The sequence below is a fragment of the Pseudomonas sp. WS 5078 genome, assembly GCF_012985745.1.
In the GTDB taxonomy this organism is placed as follows: domain Bacteria; phylum Pseudomonadota; class Gammaproteobacteria; order Pseudomonadales; family Pseudomonadaceae; genus Aquipseudomonas; species Aquipseudomonas lundensis_A.
Genome location: NZ_JAAQWX010000011.1, coordinates 1 through 19974, shown reverse-complemented (window position 1 = coordinate 19974; position 19974 = coordinate 1). Strand labels below are relative to the sequence as shown.

Sequence of the window (19974 nt, the reverse complement as noted above, 5' to 3'; positions counted from 1 at the left end):
AGTCACCAATGCCCTTCCTCTCCAAGGCTTTTAATTAGCCATTATTTGCAGCTTGGCTGGATGAAGGTTAAAGCCGGGCAGCCAGCAAGTGTTGAGATGGGTACGAGCGCTTTGTAGGATTTTTCCTATACTCAGTTTATGTCTCAATAATATTGTCTGTTTGAGTTGATATTGAATCGTGTCCATTCAAAACGATATTTTTCGCTCGGTGTACACCGGCATTGAAGCCACTGGCTGGGGTACGCATGACTAAAATTTTGATTGTTGACGATCATCCGTTGATCCGTTCTGCCGTCAGCGCAATGTTGAGCAACCATGGCTATCACGTGGTGGCTGAAACAGACAGCGGAATTGATGCTGTCCAGCTTGCCCGCGAACATTCTATTGATCTGATCATTCTGGACCTCAGTCTGCCCGGGCTCGATGGTCTTGAAGTTATCAAACGCATACGCCTCTCAGGGCTACAAAGCCGTATCCTGGTACTGACTTCCCAGCCCGCGCTGCATTATTCAAAGCGTTGCATGAGCGCCGGAGCGACCGGTTTTATCACCAAAACCAAGGGGCTGTCCGAGGTGCTGCAGGCGGTGAAGGTTGTCTTGGGGGGCTACACTTTTTTTCCTGATTTGAGTGATAGCTCGGTGCGCACCAGCGACTGCGGCGTGTCTGAAAAAGAGTTGATCCAGCTGTTATCCCCCCGCGAGTTAGAAATTTTGATCAAGCTTGCGCGAGGCCAGCGCAACATTGAAATTGCCAACAACATGACGCTCAGTAGTAAAACCATCAGTACTTATAAGTCACGCCTGAAAGAAAAGTTGAACATGAAGTCGGTTGTGTACCTGGCCGAGTTTGCCAAACGTAATAACCTGATCTGAATGAACACGTTCATCCTCCAGGCCCGGGTGGGCGTGTTGCTGCTGATGTTCGGATGGCCGCAGGCGCATGCAGAGGTTTCAGTCCAGACGTTGCAGCTTTTGGGGCGTTCGAATGTTGAAGACTACAACGTGGTGCTGGAGGCTGCAGATAAGCGCTGGTTACAGCAAAAGGGTGTCTTGAAGTTGGGGGTGTCTGCCCCTGACAACGTCCCTTTCGAGCTCACCGAAGATGAGCAGTACCTTGAAGGCATTACGGCTGACTACGCTGAGCTGCTCTCGGAGTTGTTGCACATTGCTATTGACGTCAAGCGCTATCCCTCGAGACCGCTGGCTGTGCAAGCCCTCAAGCAGGGGGAAGTTGACCTTCTGGGCAGTGCCAATGATTTTGAAGCCCAGGATTCCACCCTCAAGTTGACCCAGGCGTATGCCGAAGACGCTCCCACGCTGGTGACGCAAACTGCGCGCAAAGGTCATTTGCCCACCGATCTGGCGGGACTGCGGGTGGCACTGCTGGATCATTATTTGCAGCCGCAAAAAGTCCAGGCGTTCTACCCCAAGGCCACGCTGCAACTGTACCCGTCGACCCTGACCGCGATCGGCGCGGTGGCCTTCGGGCAGGCAGACGTCTACCTGGGCGATTTCATTGGGGCCAATTACCTGATCAACAGAAATTATCTGAACAATGTGCAACTGGCGGACTTCTCGCGTCTCGAGGTGACGCCTTATTCGTTTGCACTGGAACGCGAAAACGTCAGGCTGCTGCGCATTGTTAACGCGACCCTGTCCGCCATTCCGCCCAGCGAGCGCATGACGATCCTGCGCCGCTGGAGTTCCGAAGGGCCTCAGGTGAGCGGCCATTGGCGATTGAACCTGAGCAGCAATGAACAGCGCTGGTTGAATGAACACCCGCGACTGAAAGTGGCCATTAACGACCACTACCTGCCGTTGTCGTTTATTGATGAGCAGGGCACTTTCAAAGGTGTGAGTGCCGATGTATTACGCAATATCAGCACTCGAACCGGGCTGGTGTTCGAACCGGTGACCGGCAAGTCGGTTGAAGAATTGATCGAACAGGTGGTCACGGGGGAGGCCGACCTGATGGGGGCCTTCACACCCAGCACCGTCCGTGAAGGGCAGCTGCGCTTTACGCGGCCTTATCTCACAACGCCGTTTGTACTGGTCACGCGGGTGGGGCCGGGCAGCCCGGCGACCCTTGACCAGATGGCCGGCCAGCGCGTGGCCATGGTACGGGCCAATGTACTGCGCGATTTCGTTTTGCATCACTACCCCAAGGTTCAGGTGGTCGAGGCGCAAAATGCGTGGGAAGCCATGAACATGGTGGCGCAAGGTCAGGCCGATGCGGCGGTGAATGCGTTAATCAGCGCGCGTTTCATGATTTCACGCCATTTCAGCGAACAATTGCACATCACCAGTACGGTAGGCACCCAGCCTGCGCAGATCGGTTTCGCCACGGCGCGCCATTCATCTGAATTGAGCTCCATTCTCGATAAGGCGCTGTTGAGTATCAGCCCTGAAGAAATGGCCACCTTGACGCAGCGCTGGCGTACCACCGGGCCAGAAACAGACAGTTATTGGTTGCGTAACCGTGCTGCGATTCTTCAAGGGTTTGCGATTGCGGCTGTTTTGTTGGCGGTGGCGCTGTGCTGGATTGCCTATTTGCGTCGCGCGGTCGTTAAACGACAGCACTTGCTGGAGCAACTGCAAGCCGCCAAACAAAGTGCCGATGAAGCGAATCGCGCGAAAACCACGTTTTTGGCCACCATGAGCCATGAGATTCGAACGCCCATGAATGCCGTGATCGGCATGCTCGAACTGGCCATGAAAAAAGCCGAGCAGGGTGTGCTGGACCGTTTTGCTATTGAGGTGGCTTCCAGTTCGGCGCAAGAGTTGCTGGCGCTGATTGGGGATATTCTGGACATCGCACGCATTGAGTCCGGGCACTTGTCTTTGAGTCCTGAGCGGGCGGACGTGCAGGCATTGATAGCGTCTGTGTTGCGTATGTTTGACGGGTTGGCGCGTCAAAAGCGCCTGAGTCTGGTCAGTCAAATTGTGTGCGAGGTACCCGATACCGAGGTGTGGATGGACCCGCTGCGCTTCAAACAGATTATTTCCAATCTGCTGAGCAATGCCATCAAGTTCACGGATAACGGTGAAGTGAGACTTGTCTTGAGCGTGACCCAGGGCAGTGACCCGTCTGAACTCAGCGTATGCGTGCGCGTCAGCGATACGGGCATGGGCATCTCTGAAGCCGATCAGTCACGTTTGTTCAGTCCGTTTGTCCAGGCCAGCAACAACACCCAATCCGCCCGCAGCGGTTCAGGCTTGGGCTTGGTTATTTGCCGAACCCTCTGCGAAATGATGGGCGGTACGTTGCGTTTGCAAAGTGCAGTGGGCATGGGGACCCAAGTTGAAGTGCAGTTGCAGGTCCCGCGCCTGGAACCCATGGCAACCAGCGTTGAACCCGCCCCGCAAACGGTACAACGCCATTCGTTAACCATTCTGGTGGTGGACGATTACCCGGCGAACCGCATGTTGCTGGCTCAACAGATGCGCTATCTGGGCCATCAAGTGATCGATGCAGAAAATGGTGCGCAGGGGTTTGAAACGTGGCGTGCGGGGTCGTTTGACGTGGTCATCACTGACTGCAACATGCCAGTTATGGACGGTTATGAGCTGACGCGTGCCATACGCGATCAAGAACGGCTATTGGGGATCAACCCTTGCTTGATCCTGGGGTTCACGGCCAATGCCCAGCCCGAAGAGGTGGGGCGTTGTCTGGAAGTCGGGATGGATAACTGTTTGTTCAAACCCATCAGCCTCAAAGATTTAAGCGACTGTCTGGCCTCGCGCGCGATGAGTAAAGAGGCCGATCCACTCACCGCTCAGTCTGAAATAGACCTGAGGTACCTGCTCGAAACAACTCAGGGCAATCGAGTACACGTGCAAAAAATGCTGGAGGCGCTGGTCGGGAGTAATCATCAGGACATGGCCCGGCTGCTGGCGTTGTTTGTGGCAGATGATCGCAAAGGGTTGATGGCGCTTGCGCATGGGATCAAGGGCGGTGCGCGGCTAATTGATGCGCGGGTTGTCATTGAATGCTGTGAGCGCCTTGAAGCGGCGTGTACTGCCAGTCATGCGCCCTTGCTGACCGAGTATGTAGACGCTCTGCATGACAGCATGGAAAGGCTTGATGAGGTCTTGGCGACTTATCTGGAGCAAGAGGATTGACCCGCTTGAAAAGACAAGCGGTCCCTTGAAATGCTGCGGGCTGTACTTATCTTGCTGTTGCCGTGACGCAGAGCTGTGTGGCGCCGGTAGAACATTCCAACGACACACTTGCTGATGGTTCAACTGAAATGCCAACTAAATCATTACGAATCTTGATCGCCGATACAGAGCGAACAGAGGCTCTGAAGATAGAGAGGGCGCTTAACGGATTGGGCTATTACCGCATTGCGCCACTGGACCGCATTGAAGCCCTGCTGGGGCTGAGGGATGCCGAGAAACATGCGTTTGATGTGTTACTCATCAGCCAACGCATGGCGAATCTGGCGGGGTTGGACTGCCCCGAAGCGCGTAAAGAGTCAGTGCACTTCAAGCACGTGCTGCTGTATGACAGTGCGCCCGCCATCCTTGAGCAACTCAACGCCCTGATGCAGGCCATTGATGTGCAAGGCGCCGCTTCCTCGCGAGGCTTGTCGGCCTGACGCTGGCCGCGTTAATGTCCCGGTCTTCTTAAGCGGTCTCATAGAGGAGCCGGTGGTATGTCAGACATCGTAGTGGTGCAAGCGGACTATTTGAATCCTGTTCATGCGCAGGCCGTCAGGGAGGTGCTCGACCACTACGCCCAGGATCCAATGGGTGGCGGCGAAGCGTTATCGGACGCGGTGTTGCAAGCATTGCCTGCTGAGCTGGCCAAGCGCCCGCATGCGTTCAGCGTGCTGGCGTTTGTGGATGGCCAGGCGGCAGGGCTGATTAACTGTTTTGAAGGCTTTTCAACTTTTGCGGGCAAACCGCTGGTCAACGTACACGACGTGTCGGTAGTTAGTACCTTTCGGGGATTGGGGTTGAGCCAGAAAATGCTGGGGAAAGTTGAAGCCATCGCCCGTGAGCGCGGTTGCTGCAAAATCACCCTGGAGGTACTTGAAGGCAACCCGGTGGCGCAGGGGTCTTACCGCAAGTTTGGCTTTAGCGACGGCCAACTGGATCCGGCTTACGGGCGCATGCTGTTCTGGAACAAACATTTGGATTGAAGGGTTTCGCTCATTTGAGGGGCAGCCCTGTGAAAAAGCGATAAGGGTGCAAATCGTCCAAATGAGAAGGCTTCTTATCTCAACGTATGTCTTTGCGGAACGCAACGTCAGCGAGGCGGCATGGCCGCCTCGCTGACGGGTTATTGCTTGGCGATTTCGCCGGGCGCCGGGTGTTTGGGTTTGATGAGGCTGAAGTCAATCAAAGCTTTTTGCGGGCGCGAGTACGGGTCGCCGATCAGTTGCGGGCGCGCGACGAATTGGTCGCTGACCAGACTCTTTTTATCGTCCAGCTCATCGGCGGACAGACCGGCCAGGTCGGTCCAGGTGTGAATGAACTGAGAGCTGCTGTACGGACGACTCAGGTCACGGGTGAAATTCCACGGGTGGTTTTCGCGCCATTTCGGGCTGGCCCAGGCCATGAAGGGAATGGTGTACATCGGGGCCGTCGGCTTGGCTTCGTTACGCCCAAGCGTGCTGTGGCCGACCGAGTCGAACACGTCTTCGCCGTGGTCGGACAGGTACAGCAGGAAGCCGTTGGGGTCGGTCTTGGCGAAGTCCTTGATCAGGCTCGACACTACGAAGTCGTTGTACAGCACCGCATTGTCGTAACTGTTGTAAGTCGGCACCTGGTCATCGGTCAGGCCCGCAGGCACGCCCGTGCGGTCTGTGAACTTGTCAAAGGTCGGCGGGTAACGGTACTGGTAGCTCATGTGCGTGCCCAGCAAGTGAACCACGATCAATTTGCGCGGCGCGCTGTCGGCAAGGATTTTTGAAAACGGCTCCAACACATCGCCATCGTACTGACGGGCGTTCTGATTGCGGTTGTTGTTGAGGTAGACCTGCTCGTCCGCCTGCTCGGAGAATGTGGTGAGCATGGTGTTACGTTTGGTCATGGTCTGCTGATTGGTGACCCAGAACGTTTTGTAGCCAGCTTGCTTCATCACACTGACCAGCGACGGCGTGCTCAGGTACAGGTCCGGGTTTTCTTCGTCAGCAAACGTCAGCACTTGCTGCAGGGCTTCGATGGTGTACGGACGCGGGGTCACGACATTGTCGAAAATCGACAGCTGATCGCGCAGTGCATCAAGATTGGGCGTGGTTTTACGGTTGTAGCCGTACAGGCTCATGCGCTGGCGGTTGGTGGACTCGCCAATCACCAGCACCAGGGTCGCGGGCTTACCGGCTTCGCTGTCTTTGAGGTGGGTCAGCGGCGGAATTTTGCTGGCGCTGGCCAACATGCCCTGCATGCTGTCCAGTTGCTCGAGGTAACGGCGATACGCCACGACCATCTGCCATGGCACCGCAGGTTCAACGCGACTTTCAAAGCTTTCCATCGCCGCGGCCAGGGTGTCGTGCTTGAGTGTTTGCTTGATCAGCGGGTAACCCACGATGGCGACCAAAATACCGACGGCAGCGGCCCATGCCTGAATGCGGGGCAGGTACACCGGACGTAAACGCGTCCACAGGAAGATGGCCACAGCGGTATGCGCCACAAAAGCCAGCAGCATCCACCAGGCAAAGTATTGGGTCAGGTATTCGCCTGCTTCAGAGATGTTCGATTCGAACATGATGAAGATGACGCTTTGGGAAAATTCCTGCTGATAGATGAAGAAATAGCCGAGACTGGCTAACGAACAAGCCCACAACACAACCCCAATAATCGCGGCGAGCAAGCGGGTGCGGGCAGGGAAGAGCAGCATCGGAGCCAGCCAGATTGCACTCATGACGAATGCCTGACGGAACCCCGAAAACCCTGAGGTGCCTGTCAGCTGGATCAGCAGTTGAGTGATTCCGGAAAAGTACCAGAAGAACAGAAACAGCCAACCCAGGCCTGCCCAGTCGAAACTTTTAACCGAGGTGGTGCCGCGTTTGAACATCCCCATACAGCGCTCCAGCTGATAACCACTTGGATGGTTGGCACAGCAAGGCGCGGCCAACGCGTCAGCGCTGCATCAAGAGTTGAGCAGCATTCAAGGGGGCAAGTATCAACAAGGGGATGTGAAAACTTTGTCGCGAAAAGGGCGAGTATTCACTCGCCCTGGCAGGCAGGTATCAGTTCAGATGCGCGGTCTTGTGCGCAAGGGACAGTGACGATTGCCCGAGGGCCAGTTGCTGGCGTAACTGCTCGACCTGTTGCAGTAGCTGTGCGTGTTCGTCCTTGAGCTGACGCAACTCATCACGACGGATCGTGACATAGAGGGTTTGCGCGGGTCGTGCGGACAGTACTGTGGTCATGGTTCACCTCGTTTTTGACATCTTCGATCGCGTACCCGAACGGCCCGCTGCGGGTCGTGGGTCACTGCCGGGGTGAATTGTGATTTCTTTTGTTGGCGAAGTGAACTTTTATATTTTTTGTTGTCAGCGTGCCTTCATCCGTCGCCAGAACGTATTGAATAGGGAATCTGTTACCTCTCATGTGCGAAACTATGCGCCATGCGCTAGGACTAATCCTCAGCGAGGCACTTTAAGCATCGCTGCACTAGAGTGTTGTAACCCTTTTTTATTTTGTGTTTGGAGCATCAGTACATGCAGTTGGGAATTATTGGATTGGGCCGTATGGGCGGTAATATCGCACGGCGTCTGATGCTCAATGGGCATACCACCGTGGTTTTTGACCGCAATACCGATTTCGTCAGCGCGCTGGAAAAGGACGGTGCAACCGGTGTTGCCGACCTGCAGGCGCTGGTCGACGGCCTGTCCAAGCCACGTGCAGTGTGGGTGATGCTGCCCTCCGGTGCACCCACCGAAGACACCATCGAGACCCTGAGCCAACTGCTTGACGCCGATGACATCATCATCGACGGTGGCAACACGTTCTATAAAGACGACATCCGCCGTGCCGCATCGCTGGCCGCCAAAGGCATCCGTTACGTGGATGTCGGCACATCCGGCGGTGTATGGGGCCTGGAGCGCGGTTACTGCATGATGATCGGCGGTGACACTGAGGTGGTTAAGCACCTCGACCCGCTGTTCGCTACGTTGGCGCCGGGCATGGGGGATATCCCGCGGACCAAGGACCGTGTCTCTGACGATGACCGTGCCGAACGTGGCTACATCCATGCGGGCCCTGCCGGTTCGGGGCACTTCGTGAAAATGGTCCACAACGGTATCGAGTATGGCCTGATGCAGGCTTATGCCGAAGGCTTCAATGTGATGAAAATGAAGGCTTCCGAAAACTTGCCGGAAGATCAGCGCTTTGACCTGAATCTGGCTGATATCGCTGAAGTCTGGCGCCGTGGCAGCGTGGTGTCGTCCTGGTTGCTGGACCTGACAGCCGATGCGCTGGCAACCGACGCGCCGCTGGACGGTTTCTCGGGCGCCGTGGCTGACAGTGGTGAAGGTCGCTGGACCATTGAAGCGGCCATGGAGCAATCGACGCCGGTTCCTGTGCTGTCGAGCGCTTTGTTTGCCCGTTACAGTTCCCGTCAACAAAGCCTGTACGGCGACAAGATGTTGTCGGCTATGCGCTTTGGTTTCGGTGGCCATGTGGAGACCCCTAAAAAATGACCGACCTGTCCAGCCAACCCGACGCCAAGCCAGCACCGCCCACCACGCTGTTTCTGTTTGGTGCGCACGGTGACTTGGTCAAGCGCTTGCTGATGCCTGCGCTGTACAACTTGAGTCGTGACGGTTTGCTGGACGATGGCCTGCGCATTGTGGGCGTAGACCACAATGCGATCAGTGATCAAGGCTTTGCCAAAAAACTGGAGGATTTCATCCGTACTGAAGCCTCCAGCAAAGTCGATCATCCTGATGGCCAAGGTTTGAATCCCGAGTTATGGGCCTCGCTGGCAAAAAACATCAGCTACGTGCAAGGCGATTTTCTCGACGACAGCACTTACGCAGCGCTGCAGCAGAAGATTGCTTCAAGCGGCACGGGCAATGCGGTGTTTTACCTGGCCACTGCGCCGCGCTTCTTCAGCGAAGTGGCGCAGCGTCTGGGGGCCAGCGGGTTACTCAACGAAGCCCCGGATGCATTTCGCCGGGTCGTGATTGAAAAACCCTTTGGCTCGGATCTGGAAACAGCTCAGGCGTTGAACGCTTGCCTGCTGCAGGTGATGAGCGAGAAGCAGATCTACCGGATTGACCACTACCTGGGCAAAGAGACTGTCCAGAATATTTTGGTCAGCCGTTTCTCCAATGGGCTGTTCGAAGCCTTTTGGAACAATCATTACATTGACCATGTGCAGATTACCGCGGCCGAAACCGTGGGGGTCGAGACACGTGGCAGTTTTTACGAACACACGGGTGCGTTGCGCGACATGTTGCCCAATCACCTGTTTCAGCTATTAGCCATGGTGGCCATGGAGCCACCCGCGGCGTTCGGCGCAGATGCGGTGCGGGGCGAAAAAGCCAAGGTGATCGGTGCGATTCGTCCGTGGTCAATTGAGGACGCGCGCAAAAACTCGGTTCGCGGGCAGTACACCCAAGGTGAGTCGGGTGGTAAGCCGGTGCCGGGTTACCGCGAAGAAAACAATGTAGCGCCCGACAGCACGACGGAAACTTACGTCGCCCTCAAAGTGATGATCGATAACTGGCGCTGGGTGGGCGTGCCGTTTTATCTGCGTACCGGCAAGCGGATGAGTGCCCGGGACACGGAAATTGCCATCTGCTTCAAACCTGCGCCCTATGCGCAGTTCCGTGACACTGAGGTTGAGCGCATGCAGCCCAACTATTTGCGGATTCAGATCCAGCCCAATGAAGGCATGTGGTTTGACTTGCAGGCCAAGCGGCCGGGGCCGGGCCTGAAAATGGCCAAGATCGAGTTGGGATTTGCCTACAAGGATTTCTTCAAGATCCAGCCTTCCTCGGGTTACGAAACGTTGATTTACGACTGTCTGACAGGCGATCAGACGCTGTTCCAGCGTGCTGACAATATCGAAAACGGCTGGCGAGGCGTGCAGCCTTTTCTGGACGCCTGGCGTGAGCACACTGAAGTCCAATCCTACAGGGCTGGCGAAGATGGCCCTGAAGCAGCTAAAGACCTGCTGGCCCGTGATGGCCGGGTGTGGCTGAACATAGGATGAGTGACGTGAAACACGATTCAATTGAATTGGTGCTGTGTGACATGGACGGTACGTTGCTGCGCCCGGACCATACCCTCAGCGAGGCAACCGTCAAGGCGGTCAGGCAGTTGCAGAAAACCGGGGTGTATTTCACGCTGGCCTCGGGACGCCCGCCTCGTGCGATGCTCGACCAGATCGCACAACTCGACATTAAATTGCCCACGGCTGCCTTCAATGGCGCGGTGTTGGTGGATGCTAATGGACGCTACCTGGAATCTCACCACTTACCAGTGGAAGCAGTGCGCCATAGTTTGAAGGTTTTGGCAGCGCACCCGGTTGATCTTTGGGTGTTCGCCGATGATGAATGGTATTTGCGCGACCCAAACGGGCCGATGGTGGCGCACGAGAAGAGCGCGCTCGGCTATGGGCCTGTGTGGGTCGACAGCTTCGAACCTCATGTGCACCGCGTCGACAAAATCGTGGCTGCCAGTCACAACGTACAACTGCTGATTGATCTTGAGCATCGCCTGCAGCGCGAGTTGACAGGCAAGGCGTTGGCCAGCCGTTCTCAGGCGTTCTATCTCGATATCACTGCGCTCAAGGCGAACAAGGGCGAAGCGCTGAAAGCACTGGCGCAGCGGCTGAATGTGCCGTTGTCGCGGACCATGGCTATCGGTGACGGGGGCAATGACCCCGCTATGTTTGAAAGGGCCGGGCTTTCCATTGCCATGGGGCAAGCGGATGAATCCATCCGGCTGCAGGCCGACCACGTCACAGGCACCAACGTGCAAGACGGTGTGGCTCAAGCGCTAGAGCGGTTCATTCTTCAACACACGTAACGTGGAGCATGTCATTTTGTCCGGCGTTTGGCAGGATCGCGGCCTGCTAGCGAGGTTTGTGGCTTGTTATAGTCCTTGGCTTATTGTCCGGCAACGGCACTTAACAAAGGATTCAAGTGATGTCCAAGTACCAGGCGTTTGAGGTTGAGTTAGACGGTAATATCGCTCACGTGCGGATCAATCGACCGGACAAGGTCAACGCGATGAATGCCGCGTTCTGGACCGAAATCATCGACATTTTCCGCTGGATCGACGAAACCGATGCTATTCGGGCTGTGGTCATCAGTGGTGCCGGCAAGCATTTCTCGGCGGGTATCGATCTCATGTTGCTGGCTTCGGTTGCCAACGAAATGGGCAAGGACGTCGGGCGCAATGCGCGTCTGCTGCGTCGCAAAATTTTGCAGATGCAAGACTCCTTCAATGCCGTGGATCGTTGTCGCAAGCCTGTACTGGCGGCGGTTCAAGGTTACTGCCTGGGCGGTGCAATTGATCTGATTGCCGCGTGCGACATGCGCTATGCCGCCGAAGACGCGCAGTTTTCGATCAAGGAAATCGACATGGGGATGGCCGCCGACGTGGGTACTCTCCAGCGTTTGCCGCGCATCATCGGCGATGGCATGCTCCGCGAAATGGCCTACACCGGGCGTATGGTAAGTGCCGAAGAAGCACGTGCCATCGGACTTGTTAATCGTGTTTACCCCGACCACGAGGCGCTGCTTGCCGGGGTGATGGGCATCGCGCGTGAGATTGCTGGCAAGTCGCCTATTGCGATCGGAGGGACCAAGCAAATGATTGGTTACATGCGTGACCATCGGGTGGACGACGGGTTGGAATACGTCGCCACCTGGAACGCAGCCATGCTCCAATCCACTGATTTGCGGGTAGCCATGACGGCGCACATGTCCAAGAAAGCGCCGCAATTCCTCGACTGACGCCTGCGCGGCGTCAGCGTTTAACCCTGACAAGGACCTTGTATGACACCGCGTTGGACCACTGCAGTACTGGACAGCAACCTTCCGGGCGGCCTTGCCGTGGCGCGCAGCCCGGAAGGCTTTCTGGTTAACGATAATGGACCGCTGTTTTCGCGTGAGTGGCTTGGCTCACAACCGCTGCCGGTGATGGCCGAACACGGGATCGGTCATCTGGATGGCGAGCCGGTGTATGTGTTGGAGCTGGAACGTGCGGTGGAGGTGGAGGGCTGTCGCTGGCAAGGGTTGCGCGCCTTTATGCTGGAAGGCGATCACACGCTTTATAAGGTATTGGGCTATGCGGCCCAGATTGCTACGTGGGCTCGCGAGCATCGGTTCTGCGGGAGCTGCGGCCGGGCGACGACTCAAGTGCCCGGGGAGCGCGCGATGTACTGCGCACCCTGTGAGTTGCGCAGTTATCCCCGCATTTCGCCGAGCATGATCGTGCTGATTACACGGGGTGATGAGGTGTTGTTGGCACGCTCACCGCGCTTTGTCCCCGGTGTCTACAGCACCTTGGCGGGGTTTGCCGAGCCGGGGGAGTCGGCGGAGGAGTGCCTGATTCGCGAGGTGCGTGAAGAAGTGCAACTTGAGGTCAAAAACATCCAGTATGTGGGCAGCCAGTGTTGGCCGTTCCCGCACTCCATGATGCTGGGTTTTCACGCGGAGTATGCAGGCGGAGAGATCGTCCCGCAGGCCGATGAGATAGAAGATGCGCAGTGGTTCAACGTGCATCAACTGCCGCCGTTGCCGGCCTCGCGCTCAATCGCGCGCTACCTCATCGACCTGTATGTGGCGCGCCGTTCAGGCTTGGCCGAACCAGTGCTGCCAGGCTAGACGTACAGTCAGCCCCAGTACCACGGTGATGAATACCGGACGAATGAACTTGGCCCCGCCGCTGATTGCGCTGCGGGCGCCAAAGAAGGCGCCAACCATCACTGCAAGGCCCATGCTAAGGCCGATAACCCAGTCCACGTGCCCTGAAAAGATAAACACCGACAGGGCTGCAATATTGCTGACGAAATTCATGCTGCGGGCTACCCCGCTGGCTTTCACAAGATCAATCGGATAAAGCAGCATGCTGCTGACGGTCCAGAACGCCCCTGTGCCGGGCCCCGCAACACCGTCGTAGAATCCTAGGCTGAAACCCTGAGGCAACTGCCACTTCTTTTTGATTGGTGCATCGTTGTCGATCGGTGTTTTGGGCGTGCCGCCGAACAGCAGGTATAGGCCGCAAGCGAAGACAATCACCGGCAGCATTTTGTTGAGCCACTCGGCAGGCATGTAATGGGCGACGATGGCGCCGATCAGTGCGCCGACCAATGTGCCGAAAATCGCCAGTTTCCACTCGCGTGGGTGAAACAGTTTGCGCCGGTAAAAAGTGAAACTGGCCGTGGCGGCACCAAAGGTCGAACTGAGCTTATTGGTGCCCAGGACCAAATGCGGCGGCAACCCTGCGGTGAGCAATGCAGGCGTGGTGAGCAGGCCGCCACCGCCGGCGATGGCATCGATGAAACCGGCCACAAAGGCCACGGCTGCCAGAATGGCGAGGGTGGTCAAATCTACGCTGAGTTCAAAAGGCATGGTATCGACTTAATTCGGCGGGACGTACAGCGCAGTTGCGCGGGAAGGCCAACATCTTACCCATAACCCGACAGGGCGGCGACAGGCATGTCGACGATTTGCTATGTGCTGCTCAGGCAACAGGCATTCAATAACCGTGGCGTTTAAGGCATTGGCCGTGTGCCTGATCCTCGTCGGGTTTCTGCATGTTCAGGAGGGAATCCAGTATTGGGTCTGCGCGTAAAACCTTGGCTGCGTAAGCCGCAAGCTGAACGGTGCTTGCTGGACGGCACGACCTGACATCTTTTGAAGCCGCTGCCCATTGCGGCTGCTGATGACTTAAAACGTGCTCGCGGTTTCAAGGCGACGGGTGTTGACGGTCAATGCTCCAAGCTTGATCAAGCGGGTACGGGTGACATTGCGGCTGAGCCCCAGCAGTTTTGCCGTGTGCACCTGATTGTGATGGCAGAAGTCATAGGCGGCGCGTAGCAGGGCGTCTTCGACGGTTTCGTGCAGCGCTTCGTTATGCTCTTCAAACAACTTGCGCAAGGCCCGTTGCAACAACTCTTTGGCAGAATCAGGCGGGGCGGCGGAGGCGGGTGATCTTCGCTTGCTGCGTGGTTGCGGCATGCGCAGGTCGTCCACTGTCATGGTGGCCTGGCGGCTTAATAGCAGACTGTGATGCATAACGTTTTCCAATTCGCGGATATTGCCTGGCCATGGGTGGTCAGTCAGTGCGCTTTCTGCGCACGCGCTTAGGGAGGTCGGACCGTGGGCCAAGCGTTGGCGATACGTGTGCAGAAAGTGGCGTGCCAGCGGCAAGATGTCGCCCGGTCGCTCACGTAAGGGGCGCAGGCAGAGGCTGACGACGTTTAAGCGGTAGTAGAGGTCTTCGCGAAAATGCCCGGCTTCAATGGCGTGTTCCAGGTTGACGTTGGTGGCTGCGAGCACGCGCACGTTGATGGGCGTGCTCTTACGTGAGCCGAGGCGCACCACTTCTTGTTCTTGCAGTACCCGCAGTAACTTCACCTGTATGGGCAGAGGCAAATCGCCAATTTCGTCCAGAAATAGAGTTCCGCCATTGGCTTCCTCAAACCAGCCGGCCTTTGCACTGAGAGCGCCTGTGAAGGCTCCCTTTTCATGACCAAATAACTCGGCCTCAACCAGGGATTCTGAAAATGCACCGCAGTTCACCGCTATAAACGGTTGCTGGTGGCGCGTGCTGAGTTGATGTATGTGCCGTGCAACAAGCTCTTTGCCTGTACCGGTTTCACCCATGATCAGAACACTGGCATCGCTTGGGGCAATATGTTGCAAATGGACCAGCAAGGCTTTTGAGGACGGATCTTCGAACACCTGCGCAGTGGCCCGGATTGAGGTGGCCAGAGAGGGTGTGGGAGGTAATGTTAAAAGCTGCATCGACAACGCCTTCTATAGGGGGCTTTGCCCACAAAAGGTAAGCCGGAAACAGCTTTATAAGAGGCTTTACATATTCCGTAAACTAACCTAATTCCATATTTATATATCCTTATTGCATATAAGACTTGCGCAAGATGCGGGTTCTGGCGCTTTATAAAGGTCATTGCCGTGCAAAATTTGAATTTGGGAAACCTCCTACGATTTTTCTAATACGCGTCTCTTTTTTCGCAGGCTTCGATCGGGTACTTGTAAAGGCCCTCAAACCTGTTTGCCTTCAGCCTCTGTTATCAAGCAATGCCTGATGCCGGAACTCGATCAGTGGATGTTCACAATGGATAAGCGACCTCTTTATTTCGATTACGCAGCGACTACGCCCGCCGATCCTCGGGTCATTCAGGTAATGGTTGAATGCCTCGGTTTTGATGGCAACTTCGGGAATCCAGCTTCAGGTTCCCATGTATATGGCCGCCAGGCGCGAGCTGTGGTTGAGCAGGCGCGGGAACACGTCGCCCGGCTGGTCAGGGCCAAGGCATCACAGATTGTCTGGACATCCGGGGCTACAGAGTCCAACAACTTGGCACTCAAAGGTGCGGTATTGGGCAGTGGCTTGACGCGTGGGCACATAATTACCAGTCAAATCGAGCACAAGGCAGTATTGGACACAGCGTTGTTTTTGCAGCAGTCAGGTTTTGATGTGACCTGGCTGAAGCCTGACTCTAACGGGCTGATCAGTGCCCAGCAGGTCCGGGATGCGTTGCGCGAAGATACCCTGCTGGTTTCCTTGATGCTGGTGAACAACGAGCTGGGAACAGTCAATGATATTCAGTCCATCGGGCAACAGGTTCGGGAGCATGGGGCTCTGTTTCATGTGGATGCTGCACAAGGTGCAGGAAAGCTAGCGATTGACCTCAGCCGCTGGCCAGTGGATTTGATGTCCTTTTCAGGGCACAAGATTTACGGGCCAAAAGGGATTGGCGCTTTGTACGTTGGTCCCGGGGCGCAGGACCGGCTACAGGCGCAGATGCATGGTGGTGGTCATGAATTTGGCCTGCGCTCAGGCACGTTGGCCACTCATCAGATTGCCGGGATGGGGAAAGCGTTTGCGCTGGCAGACCAGCAGTTCAGTGAAGAGCTGGCTCATATCGCTCGGCTGCGCGAGCGTTTACTGAGTCAATTGGCCGGTATTGCAGGGTTGAGGTGTAACGGTTGTCAGACTCATCGTATTGCTCACACCCTGAGCCTCACATTTGTTGAAGGCAATTTTGACAGTACTGTGCTGGGGGCTGCCGTGGCGTATTCGTCAACCTCGGCGTGCAATTCAGCCAGTCATGCGCCGTCCCATGTACTGCTCGCTTTGGGATTAGATGCCAATGAGGCCGCGCGCACCATTCGCTTGAGTTTCGGACGCTTTACGTCAGATGAAGATGTCGATGCTCTGGCCAGGGCTATCCACGCTGCGACTCAGGTCGCCGCCCCGTTTTGGGCAGTTGCTCAACCTTAGTGGCTGATACATGATCGGGGCTTCATAACAATGACCATTGACCTGCAGGAGAGAGGATGAGTACTCAGTTGTTGAATCAGGGATCGGTTGTGCAGCGTCTGGCACGGGTCCGGTCAGTCATGAGCGAGCATGGAGTCCACGCGTTGCTGGTGCCTTCCGCCGATCCTCATCTATCGGAGTACTTGCCTGCGTATTGGCAAGGGCGGCAGTGGTTGTCGGGTTTTCAGGGGTCAGTCGGCACATTGATCGTGACGCCGACATTTGCAGGTTTGTGGGCCGATAGCCGCTATTGGGAGCAAGCAACCAAAGAGCTCGCAGGCAGCGGTATCGAGTTGGTTAAATTGATGCCCGGTCAACCGGGGCCGCTTGAGTGGCTTGCCGAGCAAACCCCCAAGGGGGAAACCGTCTCGGTCGATGGCTCAGTGCTTGCCTTGGCCCCTTCACGCACGCTGGAGAACAGGCTGAAAGAGCGCGGTGCGAACTTGCGTACCGATATCGATCTGTTAAATCTGGCTTGGGAGGATCGTCCCTCACTGCCTGTTCAGCCGTTGTATGAACATGTTGCACCTTGGGCGAGCGTAGGTCGGGTACAAAAGCTGGCTCAATTGCGTGAAACGCTGCAACAGCGTCATGCCGATGCGCACTTTATTGCGACCCTCGACGATATCGCCTGGCTTTTTAACCTTCGAGGGTCGGACGTTTCCTTTAATCCGGTCTTCCTGTCGTTCGCATTGATTGAGCAAAGACAAGCCTCCCTGTTTGTTGATCTGAACAAGGTGAGTCCAGAACTCCGGAGTACGTTGCAGCGTGAAGGCGTGACGCTACGTGACTATAGAGACATTGCAGCGGCGTTGGCTGCATTGCCTGAGTCAACGCGGTTATTGCTCGATCCCGCGCGGGTCACATGCGGGTTGATTGCCAATGTGCACAAGGGCGTTACGCTGGTTGAGGGGATAAACCCGACCACGCTGGCTAAAGCCCAAAAGAGTCCTGATGATGCAGTGCATATCCGCCAGGCAATGGAGCAGGATGGTGCAGCGCTGTGCGAATTCTTTGCGTGGCTGGAGTCGGCTTGGGGTCGCGAGCGTATTACCGAGTTGACCATTGATGAGCGACTGACGGCGGCGCGGGCTCGGCGTCCGGGATTTGTTTCGTTGAGCTTCAATACCATTGCAGCTTTTAACGCAAACGGTGCAATGCCTCACTATCACGCGACCCAGCAGGAACATGCTGTGATCGAGGGAGACGGGCTGCTGCTGATTGATTCTGGAGGGCAGTATTCAGGCGGCACAACCGATATCACGCGGATGGTTCCGGTGGGCCATGTCAGTGATGAGCAAAAACATGACTGTACCCGTGTGCTTAAAGGCGTGATCGCATTGTCCAGGGCCCATTTTCCGAAAGGTATTTTGTCGCCTTTACTGGATTCGATCGCGCGCGCACCCATTTGGGCGGACGGCGTCGACTACGGACACGGAACTGGGCATGGGGTTGGTTACTTTCTGAATGTACATGAAGGCCCGCAAGTGATCGCCTATCAGGCAGCTGCTGCTCCACATACCGCCATGCTGCCGGGCATGATTACATCCATCGAGCCGGGTACTTACAGGCCGGGCCGCTGGGGCGTGCGGATTGAAAACCTGGTCTTGAACAGGGAGGCGGGAGTATCTGAGTTTGGTACCTTCTTGAGGTTTGAAACGCTCACGATGTGCCCGATTGACACGCGTTGCCTTCACGCTGATTTGTTGACGTGCGAGGAGTTGAATTGGCTCAATGCTTATCACGCAGAGGTGCGTGAGCGCTTGTCGCCGTTGCTTGCAGGCGATGCTCTGAAATGGCTGAACGCGCGCACTGAGGCTGTGGCCAAACCGGTTTTATAACGAGAGTGGCCACGCAAACGATCAAAAAGTTGCGTGGCTGAATTGCCTGGCTGTTTTATTTACAGATGATGATCAAGCTGCGGCTGGTGTAGCCCGCTGGATTCAAGCCGAAGGGGTAATCACCGGGCTCTTCGGCAGAATCGCCTGACTTTGCGATGGTACGGAAACCTTTTTCGCCACAGGAGCGTGCTGCTTCGGCATAGCATTTGTCCCATGAAGACGACAAACCTGAGCAGTTGATATGCATGCCTCGCTTGCCATGTTTTACAGTGGTTTCTGAGGTTGCTGCACAGCCTGCTATTGCCAATGCTGCCAAACCTATCAAAAAGCGTTTCATTCCTGTCCTTAAGCGTTAGCGTCGGGTTGCGGATGTGGGTGCCGAACTGCCTTTGCCGTGGCTATTTATAGATCTCCCTGTCCAGAACCGCCCCAATTGACTCTCACGGTGATCAAACATCGCTTAAATGAAGGTCAATTACCAGCGGTTGTAGTGATTAGATTGTCATTCGGCTTTGGTCACAGGTTTTGTGTGGCCGCGCATGGTTAACGTTGCACCGACTGAGGCCATGATGATGCACAGAATGGCCATCCATTGGGCGAAAGACAGTATTTCGTTGAGAAAAAGCAGGCCTGACAGCGCGCCAAAAGCGGGTTCGATGCTCATCAGTGTGCCGAACGTACGGGTAGGCATGCGGGTAAGTGCCACCATTTCCAGGGTATAGGGTAATGCGGTCGACAGGATTGCCACGCCGATAGCGATAGGGATCAGGCTTGGAGTCAGTAAAGTTGCTCCTGCATGGACGATTCCAATCGGAGCAATGAAAAGCGCTGCAATCATCACGCCGAGTGCGGCAGTCTGCACGCCGTTGTCCGCTCCCGCTTTTTGACCGAACAAGATGTACAGTGCCCAGCAAACGCCAGCACCTAAGGCATAACCGGCGCCAATCAAGTCAATGCTGTGAGTGCTTTCGCCAACAGGAATCAGCAGTAGAAGGCCTGTGATAGCAAGTGCAATCCAGACGAAGTCGATCGCCCTGCGGGACGCGTAAATGGCGACGGCCAAGGGGCCTGTGAACTCGAGTGCCACTGCAATACCGAGAGGTACCGTTCGCAGTGACATATAGAAGAGGAAATTCATTCCGCCTAACGCTATCCCATAAACAATCACAGTCTTTAAGGACTTGGCTGTGAGTTTGGCCCTCCATGGGCGCAAAATGAGCAGCATGATAAAACTGGCAAAGATAAGACGCAGGGTCGTTGTACCCTGTGCGCCCACGATCGGAAACATGCTCTTGGCGAGTGAGGCGCCTGATTGAATAGACGCCATGGCTATCAGAAGTAAGCCAACGGGGAAAAGAACTGATGCAAGGCTTTGAGGCTGCTTGGTCATTTAAGGGTGGCCTAAGAGTGATAGACAGTCTGGTGATGAAGGGCATGATGCTCAAGTAATCAAGGTTGTGCAATATAGTGCGCATCAAGTTGCGGATTAGTTTTTGAACTTCTTGCGAATAAAGCAAACATAGCACTTGACTCAGAATTCCATCGGCCTATAATTCGCCCCACTTCCGGCGCAGTCGAAACGGAAAACTCCTTGAGATTCAAAGAGTTAAACGATTTCGAAAGTGTCAGCTTCAAGTCATCGAAGCAGGAAA

At 55.8% G+C, this 19974-nt stretch carries 18 protein-coding genes; 11 read left to right on the top strand and 7 right to left on the bottom strand.

Annotated features, from left to right (window positions below; all coding sequences use genetic code 11):
* The first annotated feature begins 245 nt into the window (after positions 1-245).
* From HBN68_RS15375 to HBN68_RS15360, 4 genes are all read left to right on the top strand, one after another.
* The gene (locus tag HBN68_RS15375; RefSeq protein ID WP_094993422.1) at positions 246-872 is read left to right on the top strand and encodes a response regulator transcription factor; all 627 of its coding nucleotides are present in this window, start codon (positions 246-248) and stop codon (positions 870-872) included.
* On the top strand, positions 873-4121 hold the full coding sequence (locus tag HBN68_RS15370; protein WP_169965138.1) for a transporter substrate-binding domain-containing protein: 3249 nt from the start codon (positions 873-875) through the stop codon (positions 4119-4121). It begins immediately after the preceding gene.
* A 128-nt stretch (positions 4122-4249) separates the two neighbouring features.
* Entirely contained in the window at positions 4250-4600 is a 351-nt protein-coding gene (locus HBN68_RS15365; RefSeq protein WP_169965136.1) for a hypothetical protein, read from the top strand.
* Between the two features lie 57 nt (positions 4601-4657).
* A complete protein-coding gene (locus HBN68_RS15360; protein ID WP_169965134.1) occupies positions 4658-5146 on the top strand; it encodes a GNAT family N-acetyltransferase in 489 nt (162 codons plus the stop codon).
* Positions 5147-5286: 140 nt separating this feature from the next.
* Here the strand turns inward: HBN68_RS15360 and HBN68_RS15355 are convergent, their stop codons facing one another.
* Together HBN68_RS15355 and HBN68_RS15350 are read right to left on the bottom strand one after the other, a co-directional pair.
* Positions 5287-7029: a phosphoethanolamine transferase CptA gene (locus HBN68_RS15355; RefSeq protein WP_169965132.1), complete on the bottom strand. Its 1743-nt coding sequence runs from the start codon at positions 7027-7029 to the stop codon at positions 5287-5289.
* Positions 7030-7198: 169 nt separating this feature from the next.
* A complete protein-coding gene (locus HBN68_RS15350) occupies positions 7199-7381 on the bottom strand; it encodes a DUF6026 family protein (protein ID WP_094993418.1) in 183 nt (60 codons plus the stop codon).
* A gap of 291 nt (positions 7382-7672) precedes the next feature.
* Between HBN68_RS15350 and gnd the strand changes: the two genes are divergently transcribed.
* The 5 genes from gnd (at position 7673) to nudC (ending at position 12796) form a co-directional block, all read left to right on the top strand.
* Positions 7673-8653, top strand: coding sequence for a phosphogluconate dehydrogenase (NAD(+)-dependent, decarboxylating) (gnd, locus tag HBN68_RS15345; protein WP_094993417.1), 981 nt, complete (start codon positions 7673-7675; stop codon positions 8651-8653).
* Positions 8650-10173, top strand: coding sequence for a glucose-6-phosphate dehydrogenase (zwf, locus tag HBN68_RS15340; RefSeq protein ID WP_169965130.1), 1524 nt, complete (start codon positions 8650-8652; stop codon positions 10171-10173). Before gnd ends, zwf begins: the two co-directional genes overlap by 4 nt.
* A complete protein-coding gene (locus tag HBN68_RS15335; RefSeq protein ID WP_169965128.1) occupies positions 10170-10991 on the top strand; it encodes an HAD family hydrolase in 822 nt (273 codons plus the stop codon). The genes zwf and HBN68_RS15335 overlap by 4 nt, the downstream gene beginning before the upstream one ends.
* 119 nt (positions 10992-11110) lie before the next feature.
* The gene (locus HBN68_RS15330) at positions 11111-11923 is read left to right on the top strand and encodes a crotonase/enoyl-CoA hydratase family protein (protein ID WP_094993415.1); all 813 of its coding nucleotides are present in this window, start codon (positions 11111-11113) and stop codon (positions 11921-11923) included.
* A gap of 42 nt (positions 11924-11965) precedes the next feature.
* Complete coding sequence (gene nudC, locus HBN68_RS15325; protein ID WP_094993414.1) at positions 11966-12796, top strand: NAD(+) diphosphatase; 831 nt, start codon at positions 11966-11968, stop codon at positions 12794-12796.
* Here nudC and HBN68_RS15320 read toward each other — a convergent pair.
* Complete coding sequence (locus tag HBN68_RS15320) at positions 12764-13543, bottom strand: TSUP family transporter (protein WP_169965126.1); 780 nt, start codon at positions 13541-13543, stop codon at positions 12764-12766. The genes nudC and HBN68_RS15320 overlap by 33 nt on opposite strands.
* A 318-nt stretch (positions 13544-13861) precedes the next feature.
* Positions 13862-14941: a sigma-54 dependent transcriptional regulator gene (locus tag HBN68_RS15315; protein WP_169965124.1), complete on the bottom strand. Its 1080-nt coding sequence runs from the start codon at positions 14939-14941 to the stop codon at positions 13862-13864.
* A 331-nt stretch (positions 14942-15272) separates the two neighbouring features.
* Here HBN68_RS15315 and HBN68_RS15310 point away from each other — a divergent pair, with 331 nt between their 5' ends.
* Complete coding sequence (locus HBN68_RS15310) at positions 15273-16442, top strand: aminotransferase class V-fold PLP-dependent enzyme (RefSeq protein ID WP_094993500.1); 1170 nt, start codon at positions 15273-15275, stop codon at positions 16440-16442.
* Positions 16443-16498: 56 nt separating this feature from the next.
* Complete coding sequence (locus tag HBN68_RS15305; RefSeq protein ID WP_094993411.1) at positions 16499-18322, top strand: aminopeptidase P family protein; 1824 nt, start codon at positions 16499-16501, stop codon at positions 18320-18322.
* Positions 18323-18377: 55 nt separating this feature from the next.
* On the opposite strand, the gene HBN68_RS15300 is transcribed toward HBN68_RS15305, so the two are convergent.
* The 3 genes from HBN68_RS15300 to HBN68_RS22055 all read right to left on the bottom strand — a co-directional run.
* Positions 18378-18659, bottom strand: coding sequence for a hypothetical protein (locus tag HBN68_RS15300; protein WP_094993410.1), 282 nt, complete (start codon positions 18657-18659; stop codon positions 18378-18380).
* Positions 18660-18824: 165 nt separating this feature from the next.
* On the bottom strand, positions 18825-19712 hold the full coding sequence (gene rhtA / locus HBN68_RS15295) for a threonine/homoserine exporter RhtA (protein WP_169965122.1): 888 nt from the start codon (positions 19710-19712) through the stop codon (positions 18825-18827).
* A 59-nt stretch (positions 19713-19771) separates the two neighbouring features.
* The coding region (locus HBN68_RS22055) for a hypothetical protein (protein WP_222931628.1) at positions 19772-19974 on the bottom strand (203 nt) is incomplete at its 5' end.

Excerpts from the sequence above, each read along its gene's own strand:
- HBN68_RS15350 (WP_094993418.1), bottom strand. The coding sequence starts at position 7,381 with ATGACCACAGTACTGTCCGCACGACCCGCGCAAACCCTCTATGTCACG.
- HBN68_RS15300 (WP_094993410.1), bottom strand. The coding sequence starts at position 18,659 with ATGAAACGCTTTTTGATAGGTTTGGCAGCATTGGCAATAGCAGGCTGT.
- HBN68_RS15355 (WP_169965132.1), bottom strand. The coding sequence starts at position 7,029 with ATGGGGATGTTCAAACGCGGCACCACCTCGGTTAAAAGTTTCGACTGG.
- HBN68_RS15370 (WP_169965138.1), top strand. The coding sequence starts at position 873 with ATGAACACGTTCATCCTCCAGGCCCGGGTGGGCGTGTTGCTGCTGATG.
- HBN68_RS15315 (WP_169965124.1), bottom strand. The coding sequence starts at position 14,941 with ATGCAGCTTTTAACATTACCTCCCACACCCTCTCTGGCCACCTCAATC.
- HBN68_RS15320 (WP_169965126.1), bottom strand. The coding sequence starts at position 13,543 with ATGCCTTTTGAACTCAGCGTAGATTTGACCACCCTCGCCATTCTGGCA.
- HBN68_RS15360 (WP_169965134.1), top strand. The coding sequence starts at position 4,658 with ATGTCAGACATCGTAGTGGTGCAAGCGGACTATTTGAATCCTGTTCAT.
- HBN68_RS15330 (WP_094993415.1), top strand. The coding sequence starts at position 11,111 with ATGTCCAAGTACCAGGCGTTTGAGGTTGAGTTAGACGGTAATATCGCT.
- gnd (WP_094993417.1), top strand. The coding sequence starts at position 7,673 with ATGCAGTTGGGAATTATTGGATTGGGCCGTATGGGCGGTAATATCGCA.
- rhtA (WP_169965122.1), bottom strand. The coding sequence starts at position 19,712 with ATGACCAAGCAGCCTCAAAGCCTTGCATCAGTTCTTTTCCCCGTTGGC.
- HBN68_RS15310 (WP_094993500.1), top strand. The coding sequence starts at position 15,273 with ATGGATAAGCGACCTCTTTATTTCGATTACGCAGCGACTACGCCCGCC.
- HBN68_RS15305 (WP_094993411.1), top strand. The coding sequence starts at position 16,499 with ATGAGTACTCAGTTGTTGAATCAGGGATCGGTTGTGCAGCGTCTGGCA.
- HBN68_RS15335 (WP_169965128.1), top strand. The coding sequence starts at position 10,170 with ATGAGTGACGTGAAACACGATTCAATTGAATTGGTGCTGTGTGACATG.
- nudC (WP_094993414.1), top strand. The coding sequence starts at position 11,966 with ATGACACCGCGTTGGACCACTGCAGTACTGGACAGCAACCTTCCGGGC.
- HBN68_RS15365 (WP_169965136.1), top strand. The coding sequence starts at position 4,250 with ATGCCAACTAAATCATTACGAATCTTGATCGCCGATACAGAGCGAACA.
- HBN68_RS15375 (WP_094993422.1), top strand. The coding sequence starts at position 246 with ATGACTAAAATTTTGATTGTTGACGATCATCCGTTGATCCGTTCTGCC.
- zwf (WP_169965130.1), top strand. The coding sequence starts at position 8,650 with ATGACCGACCTGTCCAGCCAACCCGACGCCAAGCCAGCACCGCCCACC.